Genomic DNA, 18,080 nt, shown 5'->3' with positions numbered 1-18,080 from the left:
CCTATCCGTCACCCCGGACTTGTTCCGGGGTCCACGGCGCGGCAATCGGTGCGGTTTGAGCCTCTATCGACCGCGATCGCGGCTCGGTGGACCCCGGAACAAGTCCGGGGTGACGTCGGGGCGGCGGGGGCGTTGCTGCTGTCGACCGTTTCGTGGCGTCCGTCGGGCCTGTCGCACGGTTGCCGACGCGGGGCCTCACCCAAGCGTCTTCAGCAGCGTTTCCCACCACGCGATGCCCGGATCGAAGGTCGCCACCGGCACCCGTTCGTTCAGCCCATGGGCGAAGCTGTCGCCGGGCTTCATGAACACGCCGCCCACCCCGAAGCTGGGGATGCCATAGGCGCGGAAGTGCATCGAATCGGTCGCGCCCGCTTCCTGCATCGGCACGACCAGCAGGCCGGGCGCGCGCTGCGCGACCGCCGCCTTCACCGCCGCCACGACCTTCGGGTCGAGCGGGGAGGCGCCGGCCTCGATCGTGCCATTGTCGTTGAACGCGACGGTGATCTTCGGATCGGCGGTCAGCTCGACGAGTTTGGCGGCGATCGTGGCGCGCGGCGTGCCGGGAAAGATGCGGCAGTTGATGTTGGCGACCGCGCGCTGCGGCAGCGCGTTGGGCGCGTGGCCGCCATTGAACATGGTGGGGACGCAGGTCGTGCGGACCTGCCCGATATAGCGTTTGTCGGCCGACAGGATGTCGGCGGCGGCGGTGTCGGTCGGGTCGGCGGCAAAGGCCTTCATCGCCGCGCCCAGCGGCCCCGGCGTCATCGTCGCGGTGCCGGCCAGCGACGCCTTCGTGATCTCGTTCTGCTGCGGCGGGAAACGATAGGCGGCGATGCGGGTGATCGCCGCCGCCAGATGGGCGATGGCATTGTCCGGCCCCGGACGGCTGCTGTGCCCGCCGGGATCGGTGATGGTCAGATGCCAGTCGCCATAGACCTTCTCCGCCGCTTGCAGCCCGTACACGATCGGCTTGTCATCATCGCCCAGCAGCCCGCCGCCGGCATCGGCGTTCAGCACCAGCGCGGCATCCTTAAATGCCGCCGCCGCCGCGCGCGTCGTCTTCATGGTGGTTTCCTCGTCGCCGGTCAGCACCAGCACCACATCGCGCCGCGGCACCCATTTCTCGCGCCGCAACTTCATCAGCGTCGCGACCGCCATCGACAGCCCGGCCTTGTTGTCGAGGCTGCCGCGCCCGAAGACATAGCCGCCCTCGACCACCGGCACGAACGGATCGCGGGTCCAGTCCTTCGGATCGGCCTCCACCACGTCCATATGCGCCAGCACGACGGTCGGCTTCGCCGTGCGGTCGCGGCCGGGAATGCGCGCGGTCAGATAGCCGGTTTCGCCCATGGCCACGAACGTCACGTCGGCGGGGGCGAACCCGGCGGACAGCAGCTTCGCCTTCAGATACTCGGCATAGGCCGGCACCTGCCCGCGCCCGGCGACCGTCTGGAACTTCACCCCGTCGGTCAGCAGCGTCAGCGCTTCCCTGCCCGATGGCGTAACCGGCGCATCCTGCGCCCGCGCGAGGCCGGCGCACAGCAATGTGGTGGCACCGATGGTGGCAAGCAGCATCCGCATGGCATTCTCCAACCCCTGAACCCGAAGCGTGCGCGGTCCGGCGCGATCGCGCAAGTCCGCTCTCACCGCCCTGTCTTGCAGCGGTGGGCGAGGGCGGTCTGTTCCAGTTCCTCCAGTTCCGCCACCGTCTCTTCCAGCGCCTGGCGTTGCAGGTTCAGCGCGTCGATCCGGCTGCGGCACCGCTCCGCCAGCGTCCGCATCTGTTCGTCCTGGTCGGGGTCGCTGCTGTAGAGGTCGAGAAACTCCTGAATCTCGCGCAGGGTGAAGCCCAGGCGCTTGCCGCGCAGGATCAGCCGCATCCGCACGATGTCGCGGTGGCTGTAGGCGCGGTTGTTGCCGACGCGCACCGGATGGATCAGCCCCTTGTCCTCGTACAGCCTGAGCGTGCGCGGCGTGATGCCGAGTGTATCGGCGACGGCGTGGATGCCGGTCAGTTCATCATCCATCGTCCTGGTCCTTGCCGGCCATTGCGTCGCGCCCATATCCCCTATAGGACATATAGCTATCGTATAGGTCATATAGCCATGGCAAGCATGGACGGACAATGGGAAGGATCGCTTCGATGAAGGCCGTAATCGCAGGCTATGTTCGCTCGCCCTTTCATCTGGCGGGCAAGGGCGCGCTGGCGCGGGTCCGGCCGGAGGATCTGGCGGCGCAGGTCGTGCGCGGCCTGATCGAGCGCACCGGCGTCGATGCCGCGGAGATCGAGGACGTGGTGATGGGCTGCGCCTTTCCGGAAGGGGAGCAGGGCTTCAACGTCGCGCGGATGGTGGCGCTGCTGGGCGACCTGCCGCTGTCGGTCGGCGGGATGACGGTCAACCGTTTCTGCGGGTCGTCGATGAGCGCGATCCACATCGCCGCCGGGCAGATCGAAGTGGGTGCTGGCGAGGCGTTCATCTGTGCCGGCCTCGAATCGATGAGCCGCGTGCCGATGGGCGGCTACAATCCGCTGCCCAACCCCGCGCTCGCCGCGAAAAGCGCCGGGGCCTATATGGGCATGGGCGACACGGCGGAAAACGTCGCGACCCAATATCAGATCACCCGCGACGAGCAGGACGCCTTCGCCGTCGCCAGCCAGCGCAAGGCGGCCGCCGCGCGCAACGAAGGCCGACTGACCGACGAAATCATCCCGATCCAGACCAAAAGCGGCACGGTCAGCGAGGACGGCACGATCCGCGGCGACACCACCGCCGAGGCGCTGTCGGGCCTGAAGCCGGCCTTCCGCCAGGACGGATCGGTCACCGCCGGCACCTCCTCGCCGCTGACCGACGGCGCCAGCGCGGTGCTGGTGACGTCGGAAGACTTCGCCACGAAGCACGGCCTGACCATCCTCGCCCGCATCAAGGCGATCGGCATTTCGGGCTGCGCGCCGGAGACGATGGGACTGGGGCCGATCGGCGCGTCGAAAAAGGCGCTGGAGCGCGCCGGGCTGACCATCGGCGACATCGACGTGGTCGAGATCAACGAGGCGTTCGCGGCACAGGCGATCGCCTGCATCCGCGACCTCGGGATCAGGGACGAGGCGATCAACCTCGACGGCGGCGCGATCGCGATCGGCCATCCGCTCGGCGCGACCGGTGCGCGCATCGTTGGCAAGGCGGCGGCGCTGCTGGCACGCGAGGGCGGTCGCTATGCGCTGGCGACCCAGTGCATCGGCGGCGGGCAGGGCATCGCCACCGTGCTGGAGCGGGCATGATGGACACGGCGATCCGCAAGGTCTGCGTCATCGGCGCAGGGGTGATGGGCGCGGGCATCGCCGCGCATGTCGCCAATGCCGGGGTACCGGTGCTGCTGCTCGACATCGCCAAGGACGGTCCCGACCGTGACGCGGTGGCCAAAGCGGCGGTCGCGCGGATGCTCAAGACCGATCCCGCACCGTTCATGTCGAAGGGCGCGGCGAAGCTGGTCGAGACCGGCAATATCGACGACCATCTGGAGCGCATCGCCGAATGCGACTGGATCGTCGAGGCGGTGGTCGAACGGCTCGACATCAAGCAGGCGCTCTATGCCCGGATCGAGGCGCTGAAGCGTCCCGGCACGGCGGTGTCGTCCAACACCTCCACCATCCCGCTCGACCATCTGGTAGCGGGGCGGGGCGAGGGGTTCCGCGCCGATTTCCTCATCACCCATTTCTTCAACCCGCCGCGCTACATGCGCCTGATCGAGATCGTGCGTGGGCGCGATACCGATCCGGCGGTGGCGGGGAAGGTCGAGGATTTCGTCGACCGCAACCTCGGCAAGCGGATCGTGCGGGCGAAGGACACGCCGGGCTTCATCGCCAACCGCATCGGCACCTATTGGCTGGCGGTCGCGATCAACGCGGCGATGGACCTGGGCCTCACCGTCGAACAGGCCGACCAGATCGGCGGGCGGCCGATGGGCGTGCCCAAGACCGGCATCTTCGGCCTCGTCGATCTGGTCGGCATCGACCTGATGCCGCTGCTGTCGAAAAGCCTGACCGCGACGCTGCCCAAGGGTGATCCCTATTTCGACACGGTGCGGCCAATGCCTTTGGTCGACCGGATGATCGCGGAGGGGTATACCGGCCGCAAGGGCAAGGGCGGTTTCTACCGGTTCGACAAGGTGACGCGCACCAAGTTCGCGCTCGACCTCACCACCGGCGACTATCGCGAACAGCAGATTCCGCCCGACCTGCCCGCCGATGCGGCGAAAGACCTGGGCAAGCTGATCGAACTGGACGGTCCCGCCGGCGACTATGCCTGGGCGATCCTTAGGGCGGTGCTGCCCTATGCCGCGATGCTGGTCGGCGAAGCGGCCGACGACATCGTCGCGATCGATGACGCGATGAAGCTCGGCTATAACTGGAAATACGGCCCGTTCGAGCTGATCGACCGCATCGGCGCGGCGAAGCTCGCGGCGCGGTTGCGGGCCGAGGGGCGCGACGTTCCCGCGATCCTCGACACGGTGGGCGACCGCAGCTTCTACCGGGTCGAGGGCGGCAAGCGTCAGTATCTGACGACCGCTGGCGATTACGCCGATGTCGTGCGGGGCGAGGGCGTGCTGCTGCTCGCCGACGTCAAGCTGCGCTCCGCACCGGTGCTAAGCAACGAATCGGCGGCCTTGTGGGACGTCGGCGACGGCGTCGTCTGCTTCGAGTTCACGGGCAAGAGCAACGCGCTCGACGACAAGGTCGTGGCGCTGCTGAACGAGACCATCCCGCTGGTGCAGGCGAAGTACAAGGCGCTGGTGCTCTATACCGACGCCGCGAACTTCACCGTCGGCGCGAACCTGTTCTTCGCACTCTGGGCGGTGAAGTCCGGCGCGTGGGAACAGATCGAGGCGATGATCGCCGGCGGGCAGGCCGCGTTCAAGGCGTTGAAATACGCCCCCTTCCCGGTGGTCGCCGCGCCCGCCGGTATGGCGCTGGGCGGCGGGTGCGAGATTTCGCTCCACGCCGATGCGATCCAGGCCCATGCCGAAACCTATATGGGACTGGTCGAGGCCGGCGCAGGCCTCGTGCCCGGATGGGGCGGGCATGGCGAGCTGCTCGACCGGATAGCCAAGGCCAAGGGCACCCCGCGCGGGCCGATGCCGGCGGTGGGCGTCGCGTTCGAAACGATCTCGACCGCCAAGGTGTCGAAATCGGCCGCCGAGGCGCGCGAGCTGCACTTCCTGCGTGCCACCGACGGCATCACCATGAACCGCGACCGGCTGCTGGCCGATGCGAAGCGCAAGGCGCTGGCGCTGGTCGACGGCTATGCCCCGCCGGAACCGCCGGTGTTCCGCCTGCCGGGTGAGAGCGGCCGCATCGCCATCGCCGATGTCGTGCGCGGCTTCCGCGCGAAGGGGCTGGCGACGCCCTATGACGAAGTGGTGTCGGGCCGCGTGGCCGAGGTGCTGACCGGCGGCGACACCGACATCATTGATGTCGTGACCGAGGATGCGCTGCTGACGCTGGAACGTCGGGTATTCCTCGACGCGATGCGCGACACCCGCACGCAGGACCGCGTGACCCATGTGCTGCAGACGGGCAAGCCGCTGCGCAATTGACGGCGCGAACGTCACCCCGGCCCCACGGCCGGGGTGACGATGGGTTCAAGCGCTCCGCCGATCAGAAGGTGACGCCGATCCCGCCGCTGACGGTTTCGCCATTGTCCTTGCCGATAAAGGCCCCGGCGCGATTGTCGGTGTTCCAGTGGATCAGGTTGAACTGCAACCGGATGATGCTGTCGAGATACCAGTTCACGCCCGCCGTCACCGCCGATCCCTGGCCCCCGGTCGCCACGCCCGAATAATCGAGATTTTCATAGCGGGTCAGCAGTTCGACCGCACCCGGACCGCCGTCGAACACCGGGCGCAGCACGCGCGGCTGCGCGAACGTGCCGAGCCGCGGGTTGTAGGGCGGCAGCTCGCCGGTGATGAACCAGCCACCCGACAGGCTCCACGCCTTCGTGACCAGATCGTCCCGCCCGCCGCTCAGCCGCGCATGGCGTTCGCCCGCCTCGCCCATGACCCAGATCGGACCGCGATAGCCGCCGACTTCGGCGCCATAGCCGGTGGTGCCGGTCCCGCCGGTCAACGCGCCGGTCGACACTCGCAACAGGCTGTTGAAGCGCCCGCCGATCACGGTGTTGCGGGTCAGCGTCCCCGGCCCGTTGGCGAGCTTTTCGTCAAAGCCCCATAGCCCGAGATGGACGAGTGAACGGTCCGTCTTGAACGGGTTCCAGTGCGCGCGGGCCAGGACCGTGCGGCTGTCCGACACGCTCTGGCTGGCGTCGACATTGTCCCCGCTCAGCGTGATCGACGCGTGGCCGGTGTTCCAGAAGATCCGCGGCATCAGCGCGATACCGTAGAAGCCGCGCTGGGGAATGATGGAGGTCGCGACGACGTTGCGTTCGAGGAACGGCGGCGCGTCCGATCCGCTCGACCCTTCGAAGCTGCGATCGTTGAACATGTTGCCGAAGCGCACGTCGTAGGATGCGCCGTCCCCGATGTCGTCGCGCCACCCGACGAACATCGTGCCGACGTCGGACACATTGTCGGCGAAGTCGTTTTCGAACTGGTAGAAGAAATGCGTTCCGATCGCGCCTTCGATGCCGATGCGCAGCGCGCGGGCGCCGGTGGTCGTGATGTTGCGCGCGTCATAGCCGGACCCGAAGGTCGAACTGACATGGTTGATGATCCGGCCGCGCATCTTGAACGTGTATTTGCCGTCGGCGGAATGGAAGATCGGCAAACCGCCGCGCCACTCGGTCGTCACGCCCGACGGGTTCATGGCGGCGGCGCGCGCCTGCGTCACGGTCTGTTCGGCCGGGCTGGCCGGAATGATCTGCGGGGCGAAGGACACCGTCTCGCTGTCGTTGCCGATCGTCGACGCCGTGGTGGACGGCTGCTGGCGCGGCGCCGGCACGGCGGCCGCCGCGACCGGTGCGACGGTGGTCGCGGGCGCCCTGCCTTCGAGTGCTTCGAGCCGGGCACGCAGCATGGCGATTTCACCTGCCTGCGCCCGCAGCAGCGAAAGGATTTCCGCCTGGTCGGCAGGGCTGGCCTGCGCAAATGCCGGCGCGGAGAGCAGGAGCGCGGACAACGAGGTGCCCACGCAGAAGACGCGTTTCATAGATCGAGCCCATAGAGATAGGGCGCCCAGTGCCATCGATCTTAATCGGACGCGCAGGTTTGCTGCATCGGCGAGTCGTTGAGTAAGCCGACCCTGCCGAAACCTGCCACGAATAATCTACGACGCCTTCAAGCCCCCCGGTTTTCAGGAGCTTTTGTCATAGGGGTACGATGGTTAAATTCGCGCTAACGGAAACATTGGGCAACAATCCGTTCACAACCCGTACGCATCGACACGATGATGTCGGGACCGATCAACATTACCTAATCCGAGGGTGCTCGCTGAGCGGGGGTACAATCCCTTCGTCACCCCGGTCTTGTTCCGGGGTCCACGGTGCGGCCATCGGTGCAGCCAGCGCTTCCTGCGACAATGTGAGGGGCGAGGTGGACCCCGGAACACGACAGGCCGGCGAAGGTCGATCCGCCCTGGATCACATATTATGTGCGTGACCGGATCATATCGCCCCGTCTCGCCCGACCGGTGCGGCAAGCCCTTTAGCGCGCCGTGACGATCGAACGCAGGCCGCGTTGGTCGGGGAATCACTTGCCCTGCCGCGACGATAGGGTCCCCCGCGCGCGCCTTCGGTCAGCCGGCGACGCGGCGCGAGAATCCGTCGGCGCTGTCCTGCAGCAGATGCAATCGTCCGTCGAGCCGGTCGAAACCCTGCCCGACCTCGCATATCTGCGCGGCGACGGTTTCGGTGTCGGCGTGGATCGCGGCGATGGTGTTCGACATCATCCGTGCGGCCAGCGCGGTTTCGTCGACCGCCGCCGTAATCATCGTCACGGTCTGTGCCTGCACCTCCATCGCGCGACGGATTCGCCCGGCGCTGCCTTCCACCGCGATCACCGTCGCCTTGATGTCGGCGTTCATCTCGACCGTCGCGCGGGTCGACGACTGGATGGCGGCGATCTTGGCCGCGATGTCGTCGGTTGCGTTTGCCGTCTGCCGCGCCAGCGACTTCACCTCCTGCGCCACTACCGCGAATCCGTGCCCGGCATTGCCCGCGCGCGCCGCCTCGATCGTCGCGTTCAGCGCCAGCAGGTTGGTCTGGCCGGCGATGTCGCGGATCAGGCCCAGGATGGATTCGATCGCGCGGGCATGGTCGCTGAGCGAGATGGACACCTCGACCGCCTGCGCCGCCTGCGCCCGCGCGCGGGCGGCGATGTCGGCGGCGTCCTCCACTTCCTCCCGCGCGGTCTGGATCGCCTGGATCAGCCCGGCGGCGGTGCCGGCGGCGTCGCGCATCGCGGTCGCGGACTGGTCGGCGGACAGGGCGACGGCGCTGGTCATGTCCAGCATCCCGCGCGTCGCGCTCGCGGTCCGCGCGGTCTGTTCGTGCAGCGAATCGCCTTCGTCGAGGCTTTCGGCGACCAGTGCCGCGATCCCGGTGCGAAAGGCGTCGGCGGTCGTCATCCGCTGCTGTTGCAGCGCCGCATCCCGGTGCGCGTTGTACAGCGTGGCGAGGACATCGCCCTCCATCGCCTGCAACCGCAGGAACAGGCGGTTGATCGCGGTGCGCTCGGCCTTGGGGCAGTTATACTGTTCGGTCATCGTCTCGACGCACTGCGCGATCGTCGTGCTGCCGAGCGCCAGGATGGCGCTAAGCGGGACGCCGGCGGCAAAGCCCGCCGCGACCCACCGCGCGGTGTGCGGCAGCCACGCCCCGCCCGCCGGATCGCATAGCTGCGCCTCGATCGCGGCCAGCAGGTCGGCGGCATCGCCGGCGCGCCCGCCCGCGACCTGGGCGGGCAGCAGGCGGTACCATCCCGCGATCTCCGCCGTGGCGATGTCGGCGGCATGGGGCTTCAGAATGGCCCAGATCGCGCAGCCAAGTTGCGCATCCACATCCGTAAACCCGAACAACCCACATTTCTCGGAGACATCGCTCTCGTTCAGGCTCGTGCCTTCCGACATTGTCATGTCTCCGATCTCCATGACGACGCAGTATAACTAAAGGTTATTAAAGCGATGTTAGCGCAACCTGCGCCTGTCCGCTGTCCTGCCGGTGGTGCTATCGCGGACCTCGCCCTGGCGAGTTTGCGCAGGGTGCCCATTCCTCCGTCGCCCAACAGGTGCCGAACCACCAAGCCGACAGGTAGTTCTGCACGATGGCCGATACGGCAGCGTACCGATAGCATCGCTTCATGCCACGGATCGAACACCCCGCCGCCCCGCATCTCTCCGCGACCGAGGAACGCGCCTATCTGCTCGCTCGGGCGGAAGTACATCGGCAACGCGCTGAAAATAGCGCCGAAATAGAAATACGGTCGATACATTTGCGCATGGCGCGGCTGTACGGCGAACAGGCGGCGCTGATCGCGATGGTACTTCCGGACTAGGCTTTCCCGCAAAGATACCAGGAACACTGTTCCACCCGGTCGGTTGATGCGCCCTGACCGGCCGCGCTGTGCGGCCGTGTCGTGGGAGACCGGTCCATGAAGGCAGTCGCGATACCCCTGCTCGTTACGCTGGCACTGGGTGCCTGCGCCGCGCCCGCGACGCGCATCTCGACCTCGCTTCAGCGCTATGGGCTGGATACCGCGCGCGCCGATTGCGTCGGCACCCGTCTGCAAGGCGACCTGTCGCTCGGCCAGCTGCAACAGCTCGGTCGTGCCGCCGCCGCGTACCGCAAGGGCGACACCAATCCCGGCGTCTTGACGGTCGGCGACCTGCTGCGCGTCGCCAGCGAGTTGAAGGACCCGGCCATCGCGCTTGCCGTCGGCAAGGCGGCGGCGGGCTGCAACATCCTGCCCTGATCCCGCCAACCCCATCACAAGGAAAAAGCCATGAACAAGGATGAATTCGAAGGTTCGGTCCGCTACGCTACCGGCAAGGTCGAAAAGACCGTCGGCGATGTCGTCGACAGCCGGAACCTGAAGGTCGACGGCGTGGTCGATCAGGTCGCGGGCGGCGCGCAGAACAGCTATGGCCGCGTCCGCGCGATCATCGAGGATGCGATCGACAGCGCCCCCGCGCTGGCCGGCGAAGCCCGCGACAAGCTCAAGAGCGCCGGCCGTCAGGTCGCCGACCGCGCGCAGCAGGGTGGCCAGAGCGCCGCGCGTACCGTCGAGGACAGCCCGCTGCTGTGGGCCGCCGGTGCCGCGATCATCGGCTATGGTCTCGCCTGGCTGCTGCACGGGCGTCGCGGCTGAGCCGACGATGGACCAGGCTGCGTTCAGGACCCTGCGCGAAACCGCCGATCTGCGCCACCTGCGCCAGATCGTCGCGGGGCTGGACGAGGGCGTGATCCTGATCGATCCCGATCAGAGCCTGCTCTGGGCGAACGACGCCGCGCTGGCGATGCACGGGGTCGGCGACATCGCCGACCTCGGTGCGACGGTGCACGAATATCGCTCGCGCTTCCAACTGCGCTATCGCAACAACCACCGGCTCGAAGCGGACGACTATCCGCTCGAGCGGGTGGTGTCGGGCGATTCCTTTTCCGAAGTGGTGGTCGAGGTGATCGTCGCGGGCGAGGAGGAACCGCGCTGGGTGCATCAGGTGCGCAGCCTGGTCCTGAACGACAGCGATGACGGCGAACCGGCCTGCCTGGTGCTGATCCTGCAGGACGTGTCGGCGCGATACGAGGCGGAGGACCGGTTCGAACAGTCGTTCAACGCCAACCCCGCGCCCGCCGTCATCTGTCGCCTGCGCGACCTGCGCTTCGTGAAGGTCAATCAGGGATTCCTCGACATGACCGGGTTCGACCGAGATCAGGTGTTGTCGAAGACGGTGTACGACATCGACGTGCTGCGCGGCGGGGAACAGCGCGATCTCGCCAAGGAGCGTCTGGGCGAAGGGCGCACCATTCCGCAGATGGAGGCCGAGCTGGAACTGCCCGGCGGCGCGACGAAGCTGGTCATCGTCGCGGGACAGCCGATCGACATGGGCGATCAGCCGTGCATGTTGTTCACCTTCGCCGACCTCGAACCGCGGCGCACGGCACAGGCGGCGCTGCGTCACAGCGAGGAACGCTTCACCCGGATGTTCCAGCTGGCGCCGGTGCCGATGGCGATCGGCGCACGCGACGGGCATCTGCTGTGCGAGGTGAATGCCAGCTTCACCGCGATGACCGGCTATGCCGCCGATGACATTATCGGCCGTCCGCTGGGCGAGGTCGAGTTGTGGGAGAGCGGCGAAATCCGCCATGCGATCGAGGAGGCGATCGACGGCGGTCACGACCTGCGCGGGCACGAGGCGCGGATTCACGCCCGCGACGGCGCGATCATCGATTGCCTGATCTCGACCGAGGCGATCCGCCTGGGCAAGGATGCCTGTGTCCTCTGGGCGTTTCAGGACATCACCCAGCGCAAGGCGACCGAGCTGGAACTGGTCGAGGCGATCGAGGCGGTGATGAAGGACACCAGCTGGTTCAGCCGGTCGATCATGGAAAAGCTGGCCCGGCTGCGCACGCCGCAGGCCGCCAATGACGGCCCCGGCCTCGACGACCTGACCCCGCGCGAACGCGAGGTGCTGGCGCTGATCTGTCGCGGGTGCGACGACAAGACGATCGCGCGCACGCTGGACGTCGCGAGCAACACCGTGCGCAACCATGTCGCGCGCATCTATGCCAAGATCGGCGTCAATCGCCGCATCGCCGCCGTCGCCTGGGCACGGGCGCGCGGTTTCGACGGCGACATGATCGACCGGCCGACCGAACAGGAGGCCGCACCATGACACGGGACAAGGACCGTTCCGCCGAGGAACAAGCCAAGGCCACCGCGAAGGCGAAGGCATCGGTGCTGGAGGCGATCGGTACGCTGATCGGCGACGACGATGCCTGCCGCGACGGGGCCGAACGGAAACAAGCGCCGGACACCACGAAGCCGGACGCAGCAGAGGATGGGCAGGGCGCGCGCTGAGGGTCTGTTCGCACCGCCTGCGACAACAAACTCCCGGCGCCCCCAACCTTTTATTTCAACAGGAGACACCATGGTTACCAACGGTTCAAACGGCTTCGCGCCGATCGACGAGACGCGCGTGGGCAAGACCGCGACGCGGCTGTCCTGGGGGTCGGTGTTTGCCGGCGTCGTCATCGCGGTCGCGGTGCAGCTGGTGCTCGGCATCCTCGGCGCAGGGATCGGCCTGACGATGGTCGATCCGGTCGAAGGGACCACGCCCGGTGCGGCCGGATTCGGCATCGGCGCGGGCATCTACTGGCTCGTCACCACCATCGTCGCGCTGGGCGCGGGTGGCTATGCCGCCGCGCGGGTTGCCGGCGTGCACGAACGCTTCGACGCGCTGGTCCACGGTCTGGTCGTGTGGGGCGTCACGCTGATCCTGACATTGTACCTGCTGACTTCGGCGGTCGGCGGTATCATCGGCGGTGCGTTCCGCACGGTCGGCGCGGTCGCCGGCACGGCCGGCAGCGCGGTCGGTGCAGCCGCTTCGGTCGCGCCTGCCGCCGCCTCGGCCGCCGGTGTCGATGCGGGCGACGTGCAGGACGCCGCGCGCGACGTGCGCAGCGAAGCCGCCGCGTATCTGTCGGACGCGCCCAACGATCCGGCGCAGATGACCCCGGAACAGGCGCAGGCGGAGATCGCGAAGCAGCTGCCCGCGCTCGCCCGTGGCGGTGCCGAGGGCCAGCAGGCCGAAAGCCGCATCGTCGACGTGGTCGCCGCGCAGCGCAAGATCAGCCGTGCAGAGGCGCAGGCCCAGGTGACGCGCGCCAAGCAGCAGTTCGTCCAGACCAGGAACGACGCCGTCGCCACCGCGAAGTCGGCGACCGACACGGCCGCTGGGGCCGCTGCCGGGACCTCGTTCGTCCTCGTCCTCGCGCTGCTGGTCGGTGCGGCGGCGGCAGGGTTCGGTGCAACCGCGGCAACCCGCCGCCGGCTGCGCTGAGTGTGCGCGGCGGGCCGGCGTATCGGGTCCGCCGCATCCTTTTTGCATGGGAGAAACGACATGACGAAGAAGATCGCCCTCGGCCTCGTGCTGGCCGCCTCGGTATCGCTGGGTGCCTGCAACACCGTCAACGGCGCGGGCAAGGACCTGAAGTCGGCCGGATCGGCCGTGTCCGGCGCGTCGGGCCAGGAAAAGAAGTAAGCTGGCGGACCGCTCGTTGCGGTCGGTTCGATGACGGGACGGCGCGGCGGGGAAACCACTGCGCCGTTTTGTCTTGCGCCGCCCGAAGCCTGATCCGGAGTTCCGCTGTTGGGGCGGAGGAGAAGAAGCAAGACCCCGGATCGAGTCCGGGGTGACGAAATAGGACGAAATAGAATGTGAATGTTGATCCGTCCTAGAACCACGCCCGCACGCCGGCGACGAAACTCACGCCCCCGGTGTCGCCACCCCGCGCCCGGCTGAAGCGGGCGGTGTCGCCATATTGCCGTTCCCATGCCACGCCGATATAGGGCGCGAATTCGCGGCGTCCTTCGTAGCGCAGCCGCAATCCCGCCTCCATGTCGCGCAGCCCCGCGCCGGTGCCGGTCGCAGGCACGTCCTGCGCCGACAGGTTCGCCTCGACCCGCGGTTGCAGCACGACATAGTTGGTGATGCGCTGGTCGTAATAGCCCTCGATCCGTCCGAGCAGATCACCCTTGGTCGAGAGGAACAGCGCGGCCCCGACCTCGAACCAATAGGGTGCCAGCCCCTCGATCCCGAGCGTCGCATAGGTTTGCGACGGATCGGGGCGGATGTCGTGGCGGATGCCGGCCTGCAGGTTCCAATAGGGGTCGAGCGCGCGGGAGTAGAGCGCCTGCACCTCCGCCTGGCCGACCGCGCGGCCGACATCGCCTTCGCCCTCCGACTTCAGCCAAAGCCGGTGGCGATCGCCGCCGACCCATGCCTGCCCCTCCCAGCGATAGCCGTCGCGGCCGTCCCGCAGCTGCACTTCGGCGAGGTCGAACAGCAATTGGTGGAACGTCATGCCCCCATGTTCGCGCCGCAGATGGTTCGCGCGGGCGGCGGCCATCGCGTCGGCACCCCAGAAACGGTCGGCCAGATGGTCGCGCGCCGGAGCAGGGGCGGGCTTGTCGCCCGGCGGCAGGTCGGTCCCGACGGGTGCGCCACCCATGCCGGGCATGGCCGACATATCGTGGCCGGCGTGCGGGTCCGGTGCGGCGTCGGGCTGCATCGCGGACATGTCGTGTCCGGCATGGGGGTCGGCGACGGCCGGCTCGGACTCGGGCATCGCCATGCCCGGCATGGACGACATATCATGGCCCGCATGGGGATCGGGGGTCGTTGCCGGCTTGGGAGATGGTTTAGGCGTGCGCTTCGCCGGGACGCGGGCCGCAGGCTTCGGTTTCGCGGCGGGCTTGCGCACCGGTTTGGCGGCCGGGCGGGCGGGCATGGTCATGCCGGGCATGTGCATGTGATCCATCGTCTGCGCGACCGCCGGGGTGGACGACAGCGCGGCGACGCTGGCGAGCAGGGCGCGGATCATGCCGCCGCCTCCGTGCGACGGACCTGCACGATGCGCATCATCCCCGCGTGCATGTGGTAGAGCATGTGGCAGTGGAACGCCCAGTCGCCTTCCTCCCCGGTCACGTCCCAGCTGACCGTGCCGCCGGGCTGAACCAGCACGGTATGCTTGCGCGGGGCATGGTCGCCCTTGCCGGTGACCAGCTCGAAGAAATGGCCGTGGATATGGATCGGATGGCCCATCATCGTGTCGTTGATGAGCGTGACGCGCACCCGTTCGCCATGCAGCAGCGCGATCGGATCGGGGTTCTCCGACAGCTTCTCGCCATCGAAGCCCCACATATAGCGTTCCATGTTACCGGTCAGGTGCAGCCGGATCTCGCGTTCGGGCGCGCGGGTATCGGGGTTGCGCTCCAGTGCCACCAGGTCGCGATAGGTCAGCACGCGGTGACCAACACGCTCAAGGCCCTGTCCCGGTTCACCGGTGCGATCGACCGGCATGGGGGAGATGGTCTGCACCCCCGGTCCCTTGCGCACCTCCGGCGCATTGGTGAAGTCGCGCATGTCCATGTCGCCCATCGGCATGTCGGGCCTGGCGGCGCCGGCGGGGGGAGGCGTCGCGCCATGGTTCATCGCCGAATGGTCCATGCCCGCCATGTCGCCCATCGCCGTCCCGGCCGGAGCTGCGGTGGCGGGCGCATGGCCCATCGCGGCGTGATCCATGCCGGCCATCCCGCCATGGTCCATCCCCATATCCTTCATCGTGGCGAGCGGACGCGGGCGCAGGGGCGGCACGGCGGCGGCCATGCCGGCACGCGGGGCCAGCGTCGCGCGCGCCATGCCCGACCGGTCGATGCTCTCGCCGACGATGGTATAGGCGCGCAGGTCGTCGGGCACGACGATCGCGTCATAGGTCTCGGCCGGGCCGAACTGGAACTCGTCGATCTCGACCGGCCGCACGTTCAGCCCGTCGGCGGCGACGATCGCCATCGCCAGCCCCGGTATCCGCACGTTGAAGGTCGTCATGGCCGATGCGTTGACGAAGCGCAGCCGCACCCGCTCGCCCGGTGTGAACAGCGCGGTCCAATTATCCTGCGGGCCATGGCCATTGACCAGATAGATGTAGGTCGACCCGGTCACGTCGGCGACATCGGCCGGGTCCATCCGCATCGCGCCCCACATCGCGCGGTCCTTCGCCGACTGGTCGCGCCCGGCGAGCAGCCCGGCCAGCGTCTGGCGCTGGCGATTGAAATAGCCCGGCTCCTTCTTCAACCGGTCGAAGATGATGTGCGGATGGCGAAAGCTGTGGTCGGACAGCACGATCACATGCTCGCGGTCGTATCCGACCGGATCGCCGACCTTCGGGTCGATCACGATCGGACCGTACAGCCCCTCCTGCTCCTGCAACCCCGAATGGCTGTGATACCAATAGGTCCCGCTCTGGATCACCGGAAAGTCGTAGGTGAAACTGGCGCGCGGCGCGATCCCCGGAAAGGATACCCCCGGCACCCCGTCCATCTGGAACGGCAGCAACAGCCCGTGCCAGTGGATCGACGTCGGCTCGTCCAGCGTGTTGACGACGGTGATCCGCGCCCGCTGCCCTTCGCGCAGGCGGACCAGCGGGGCGGGGGAGGTGCCGTTGATGCCGATCGCATGGGCCATGCGCCCGTCGACGCGGCGCATGTGATGGCCGATCGTCAGCGTGATGGCGTCGCCCGACACGACCGGCAACGGCGCGGCGATCCCCGCCGATCCGCTCTGCGCCCAAGCCGGCCACGCCGATGCCAGCGCCAGCCCCCCGCCGCCGAGCGTGGCACCGCGCAACAACCGGCGGCGATCGAGAACAGGCGACATGGACACTCCTGACATGGGCATGGTTGGCGTTTGATGGACATAAGGTCGAACCGTTCGTACCGAGGTGCTGCTTCGACAAGCTCGATCCCTGCTCGACACCAACGGTTCTGTCAGGGCCGATCGACATTCAGCTGCTTCTGGTGTCGTTCCTGATCGCCGCCTCCAGCCTCTCCGTCACCCCGGACCTGTTCCGGGGTCCACGGCGCGGCGATCGGTGCGCCGTGACCCTCTAGCGACCGCGATTGCGGCGAAGTGGACCCCGGAACAAGTCCGGGGTGACGAAATGGTATGTGAATGTCGATCCGACCTAGATGCCATCTTGCCCTGCTCTACGCGGGCGAACCGCCGCCCCCTTGGGCCTCGCGCAGTTTTTCCGCCAATTGTCGGCGGGCGCGATGGATGCGGGTCTCGACCGCCTTGGGCGTGATGCCCAGCATCCGGGCGACCTCGCTTTGGCCCAGCCCCTCGATGCCGTGCAGGATCAGCGGCGTCTTGAGCGTATCGGGCAGCGTCGCGATCAGCCGCGTCACCCGCGCCAGTTCCTGCCGGTCGGCCACCCCGTCGTCGATCGCGGCGGCCGGGTCGGGGATCGCCTCGGCCTGGGCGGCGTTGTCCAGCCCGAACGACAGGAAGCGGCGCACCGCCCGTCGCCGTGCCCAGTCGCGGCATTTGTTGAGCGCGATGGTCGACAGCCATGCCTGCATCGGACGGCTGCCGTCATAGCGCCCCAGCGCGCGGTGCGCCGCGACGAACGTTTCCTGCACGATGTCCAGCGCCTCGTCCGCCTCGCCGCTCCACGCCCGCGCCACGCGGAACACCGGCGTGCGATAGCGGCGCAGAATCTCGGCAAAGGCCGGTTGCCGGCCCGCGATGCTCAGCGCCGCCAGATCGCCGTCGGACAGGGTGGACCAGTCGACGCTCACCCCCGACCGTCGGTCAGCGCCTTGACCACCGCCGCGTCGAACCGGGCCGCCTGATCGGGGCGCAGCAGCCGGCGCATGGCGAAGAGATGTTCCAGCGTCGCCTTTTGCAGCGCGCCCATCGCGGCGTGGCTCTGGTCGACGGCGGCGGAGACGCGCGGGCCGGCGGCATGTTCGGCGGCGATCGCCTCGGCCAGGCGGGCATTGGCGGCGCGCAGCTCCAGCTCCAGCGCGCGGCGGCGCATCGCGAACCGTTCCTCCAGTTGCGCGATTTGCGCCTCCTGTCCCGTGTCGAGCGATAGTTGATGGTGCAGCACATCGTGCAGCGCCGCCCCGCCCGGCGCATTCTGCGGCAACAGCGCGCGGCCGACGAACACCCCGCCGATCGCGGCCAGGAACGCCAGCACCACGCACAGCGCGATCCGCATCCTCACGGCTCCCCGATCAGCAGGGTCGAGGGCGCGAGCGGCGAGGTGCCCGCCAGCGGTGCCAGCGACACCGGCGGCTGCGCGGATACGGGCAGTTCCGCCCCGACCATCCCGATCGTCAGCGCGACCAGCGCGACGGCGACCAACCCCGCACCGCGCCCGTACGCGAACGGCCGCGTGCCGATGCGCGCGAGCACCCGCGCATCGATACCCGCCAGCGCGGGCGGGGCGGGGGCTTCCGCCAGCCTCGCCAGCGTCCTGTCCAGAATGTCCATGCCGTTCCTCCCGCTTCCTGCCAGCCTGATCCATCCGACCGGAACCATCGCCCCGGCAAAGGCTGCGGCATCCGGC

At 68.2% G+C, this 18,080-nt stretch carries 18 protein-coding genes; 9 read left to right on the top strand and 9 right to left on the bottom strand.

Going from position 1 to position 18,080, the window contains the following annotated elements:
* Positions 1–195: 195 nt before the first annotated feature.
* Together ASE83_RS07325 and ASE83_RS07320 are read right to left on the bottom strand one after the other, a co-directional pair.
* Entirely contained in the window at positions 196–1,581 is a 1,386-nt protein-coding gene (locus ASE83_RS07325) for a M20/M25/M40 family metallo-hydrolase (RefSeq protein WP_055786073.1), read from the bottom strand.
* A gap of 62 nt (positions 1,582–1,643) precedes the next feature.
* The gene (locus ASE83_RS07320; RefSeq protein WP_082443190.1) at positions 1,644–2,027 is read right to left on the bottom strand and encodes a MerR family transcriptional regulator; all 384 of its coding nucleotides are present in this window, start codon (positions 2,025–2,027) and stop codon (positions 1,644–1,646) included.
* Positions 2,028–2,143: 116 nt separating this feature from the next.
* On the opposite strand from ASE83_RS07320, the gene ASE83_RS07315 reads away from it, so the two are divergent.
* Both ASE83_RS07315 and ASE83_RS07310 read left to right on the top strand, forming a co-directional pair.
* Entirely contained in the window at positions 2,144–3,277 is a 1,134-nt protein-coding gene (locus ASE83_RS07315; protein WP_055785916.1) for a thiolase family protein, read from the top strand.
* On the top strand, positions 3,277–5,592 hold the full coding sequence (locus ASE83_RS07310; protein ID WP_055785913.1) for a 3-hydroxyacyl-CoA dehydrogenase/enoyl-CoA hydratase family protein: 2,316 nt from the start codon (positions 3,277–3,279) through the stop codon (positions 5,590–5,592). Before ASE83_RS07315 ends, ASE83_RS07310 begins: the two co-directional genes overlap by 1 nt.
* A 61-nt stretch (positions 5,593–5,653) precedes the next feature.
* Here ASE83_RS07310 and ASE83_RS07305 read toward each other — a convergent pair whose 3' ends face one another.
* Both ASE83_RS07305 and ASE83_RS19065 read right to left on the bottom strand, forming a co-directional pair.
* Positions 5,654–7,159 (bottom strand): OprO/OprP family phosphate-selective porin, encoded by a 1,506-nt coding sequence (locus tag ASE83_RS07305; protein ID WP_055785911.1) that lies wholly within the window; start codon positions 7,157–7,159, stop codon positions 5,654–5,656.
* 585 nt (positions 7,160–7,744) lie between these two features.
* Positions 7,745–9,082, bottom strand: a complete 1,338-nt coding sequence (locus ASE83_RS19065) for a methyl-accepting chemotaxis protein (RefSeq protein ID WP_156352860.1) — start codon at positions 9,080–9,082, stop codon at positions 7,745–7,747.
* Positions 9,083–9,306: 224 nt separating this feature from the next.
* On the opposite strand from ASE83_RS19065, the gene ASE83_RS07295 reads away from it, so the two are divergent.
* From ASE83_RS07295 to ASE83_RS18100, 7 genes are all read left to right on the top strand, one after another.
* On the top strand, positions 9,307–9,501 hold the full coding sequence (locus tag ASE83_RS07295; RefSeq protein ID WP_055786068.1) for a hypothetical protein: 195 nt from the start codon (positions 9,307–9,309) through the stop codon (positions 9,499–9,501).
* 96 nt (positions 9,502–9,597) lie between these two features.
* Positions 9,598–9,918, top strand: a complete 321-nt coding sequence (locus tag ASE83_RS07290) for a hypothetical protein (protein ID WP_055786066.1) — start codon at positions 9,598–9,600, stop codon at positions 9,916–9,918.
* A gap of 30 nt (positions 9,919–9,948) precedes the next feature.
* Positions 9,949–10,314, top strand: a complete 366-nt coding sequence (locus ASE83_RS07285) for a CsbD family protein (RefSeq protein ID WP_055786064.1) — start codon at positions 9,949–9,951, stop codon at positions 10,312–10,314.
* A 7-nt stretch (positions 10,315–10,321) separates the two neighbouring features.
* Positions 10,322–11,839 (top strand): PAS domain S-box protein, encoded by a 1,518-nt coding sequence (locus ASE83_RS07280; protein WP_055786106.1) that lies wholly within the window; start codon positions 10,322–10,324, stop codon positions 11,837–11,839.
* Positions 11,836–12,024 (top strand): hypothetical protein, encoded by a 189-nt coding sequence (locus ASE83_RS07275; RefSeq protein WP_055786062.1) that lies wholly within the window; start codon positions 11,836–11,838, stop codon positions 12,022–12,024. The genes ASE83_RS07280 and ASE83_RS07275 overlap by 4 nt, the downstream gene beginning before the upstream one ends.
* 70 nt (positions 12,025–12,094) lie before the next feature.
* Complete coding sequence (locus tag ASE83_RS07270; RefSeq protein ID WP_055786060.1) at positions 12,095–13,006, top strand: hypothetical protein; 912 nt, start codon at positions 12,095–12,097, stop codon at positions 13,004–13,006.
* A gap of 60 nt (positions 13,007–13,066) precedes the next feature.
* Positions 13,067–13,207 carry an entericidin A/B family lipoprotein gene (locus ASE83_RS18100; RefSeq protein WP_082443189.1) on the top strand — a complete coding sequence of 47 codons (141 nt, stop codon included), beginning with the start codon at positions 13,067–13,069 and terminating at the stop codon, positions 13,205–13,207.
* A gap of 193 nt (positions 13,208–13,400) precedes the next feature.
* Here the strand turns inward: ASE83_RS18100 and ASE83_RS07265 are convergent, their stop codons facing one another.
* The 5 genes from ASE83_RS07265 to ASE83_RS07245 all read right to left on the bottom strand — a co-directional run bounded on the left by ASE83_RS07265 (position 13,401) and on the right by ASE83_RS07245 (position 18,004).
* Positions 13,401–14,549: a copper resistance protein B gene (locus ASE83_RS07265; RefSeq protein ID WP_055786058.1), complete on the bottom strand. Its 1,149-nt coding sequence runs from the start codon at positions 14,547–14,549 to the stop codon at positions 13,401–13,403.
* Positions 14,546–16,381 carry a copper resistance system multicopper oxidase gene (locus ASE83_RS07260; RefSeq protein WP_055786056.1) on the bottom strand — a complete coding sequence of 612 codons (1,836 nt, stop codon included), beginning with the start codon at positions 16,379–16,381 and terminating at the stop codon, positions 14,546–14,548. The genes ASE83_RS07265 and ASE83_RS07260 overlap by 4 nt, the downstream gene beginning before the upstream one ends.
* Positions 16,382–16,710: 329 nt before the next feature.
* A complete protein-coding gene (locus ASE83_RS07255; protein ID WP_055786053.1) occupies positions 16,711–17,304 on the bottom strand; it encodes an RNA polymerase sigma factor in 594 nt (197 codons plus the stop codon).
* Positions 17,301–17,729: a periplasmic heavy metal sensor gene (locus ASE83_RS07250; RefSeq protein ID WP_055786050.1), complete on the bottom strand. Its 429-nt coding sequence runs from the start codon at positions 17,727–17,729 to the stop codon at positions 17,301–17,303. The genes ASE83_RS07255 and ASE83_RS07250 overlap by 4 nt, the downstream gene beginning before the upstream one ends.
* A gap of 2 nt (positions 17,730–17,731) precedes the next feature.
* On the bottom strand, positions 17,732–18,004 hold the full coding sequence (locus ASE83_RS07245; protein WP_055786048.1) for a hypothetical protein: 273 nt from the start codon (positions 18,002–18,004) through the stop codon (positions 17,732–17,734).
* Positions 18,005–18,080: the final 76 nt, after the last annotated feature.

The sequence above is a fragment of the Sphingomonas sp. Leaf32 genome (assembly GCF_001421765.1).
Lineage (GTDB): Bacteria > Pseudomonadota > Alphaproteobacteria > Sphingomonadales > Sphingomonadaceae > Sphingomonas.
The sequence above is the reverse complement of the archived record's forward strand: the minus strand, read 5'-3'. Positions and strand labels throughout refer to the sequence as shown.

Excerpts from the sequence above, each read along its gene's own strand:
- ASE83_RS19065 (WP_156352860.1), bottom strand. The coding sequence starts at position 9,082 with ATGACAATGTCGGAAGGCACGAGCCTGAACGAGAGCGATGTCTCCGAG.
- ASE83_RS07275 (WP_055786062.1), top strand. The coding sequence starts at position 11,836 with ATGACACGGGACAAGGACCGTTCCGCCGAGGAACAAGCCAAGGCCACC.
- ASE83_RS07250 (WP_055786050.1), bottom strand. The coding sequence starts at position 17,729 with ATGCGGATCGCGCTGTGCGTGGTGCTGGCGTTCCTGGCCGCGATCGGC.
- ASE83_RS07315 (WP_055785916.1), top strand. The coding sequence starts at position 2,144 with ATGAAGGCCGTAATCGCAGGCTATGTTCGCTCGCCCTTTCATCTGGCG.
- ASE83_RS07265 (WP_055786058.1), bottom strand. The coding sequence starts at position 14,549 with ATGATCCGCGCCCTGCTCGCCAGCGTCGCCGCGCTGTCGTCCACCCCG.
- ASE83_RS07260 (WP_055786056.1), bottom strand. The coding sequence starts at position 16,381 with ATGTCGCCTGTTCTCGATCGCCGCCGGTTGTTGCGCGGTGCCACGCTC.
- ASE83_RS07280 (WP_055786106.1), top strand. The coding sequence starts at position 10,322 with ATGGACCAGGCTGCGTTCAGGACCCTGCGCGAAACCGCCGATCTGCGC.
- ASE83_RS07245 (WP_055786048.1), bottom strand. The coding sequence starts at position 18,004 with ATGGACATTCTGGACAGGACGCTGGCGAGGCTGGCGGAAGCCCCCGCC.
- ASE83_RS07270 (WP_055786060.1), top strand. The coding sequence starts at position 12,095 with ATGGTTACCAACGGTTCAAACGGCTTCGCGCCGATCGACGAGACGCGC.
- ASE83_RS07310 (WP_055785913.1), top strand. The coding sequence starts at position 3,277 with ATGGACACGGCGATCCGCAAGGTCTGCGTCATCGGCGCAGGGGTGATG.
- ASE83_RS07325 (WP_055786073.1), bottom strand. The coding sequence starts at position 1,581 with ATGCGGATGCTGCTTGCCACCATCGGTGCCACCACATTGCTGTGCGCC.
- ASE83_RS07290 (WP_055786066.1), top strand. The coding sequence starts at position 9,598 with ATGAAGGCAGTCGCGATACCCCTGCTCGTTACGCTGGCACTGGGTGCC.
- ASE83_RS07295 (WP_055786068.1), top strand. The coding sequence starts at position 9,307 with ATGCCACGGATCGAACACCCCGCCGCCCCGCATCTCTCCGCGACCGAG.
- ASE83_RS07305 (WP_055785911.1), bottom strand. The coding sequence starts at position 7,159 with ATGAAACGCGTCTTCTGCGTGGGCACCTCGTTGTCCGCGCTCCTGCTC.
- ASE83_RS07320 (WP_082443190.1), bottom strand. The coding sequence starts at position 2,027 with ATGGATGATGAACTGACCGGCATCCACGCCGTCGCCGATACACTCGGC.
- ASE83_RS18100 (WP_082443189.1), top strand. The coding sequence starts at position 13,067 with ATGACGAAGAAGATCGCCCTCGGCCTCGTGCTGGCCGCCTCGGTATCG.
- ASE83_RS07285 (WP_055786064.1), top strand. The coding sequence starts at position 9,949 with ATGAACAAGGATGAATTCGAAGGTTCGGTCCGCTACGCTACCGGCAAG.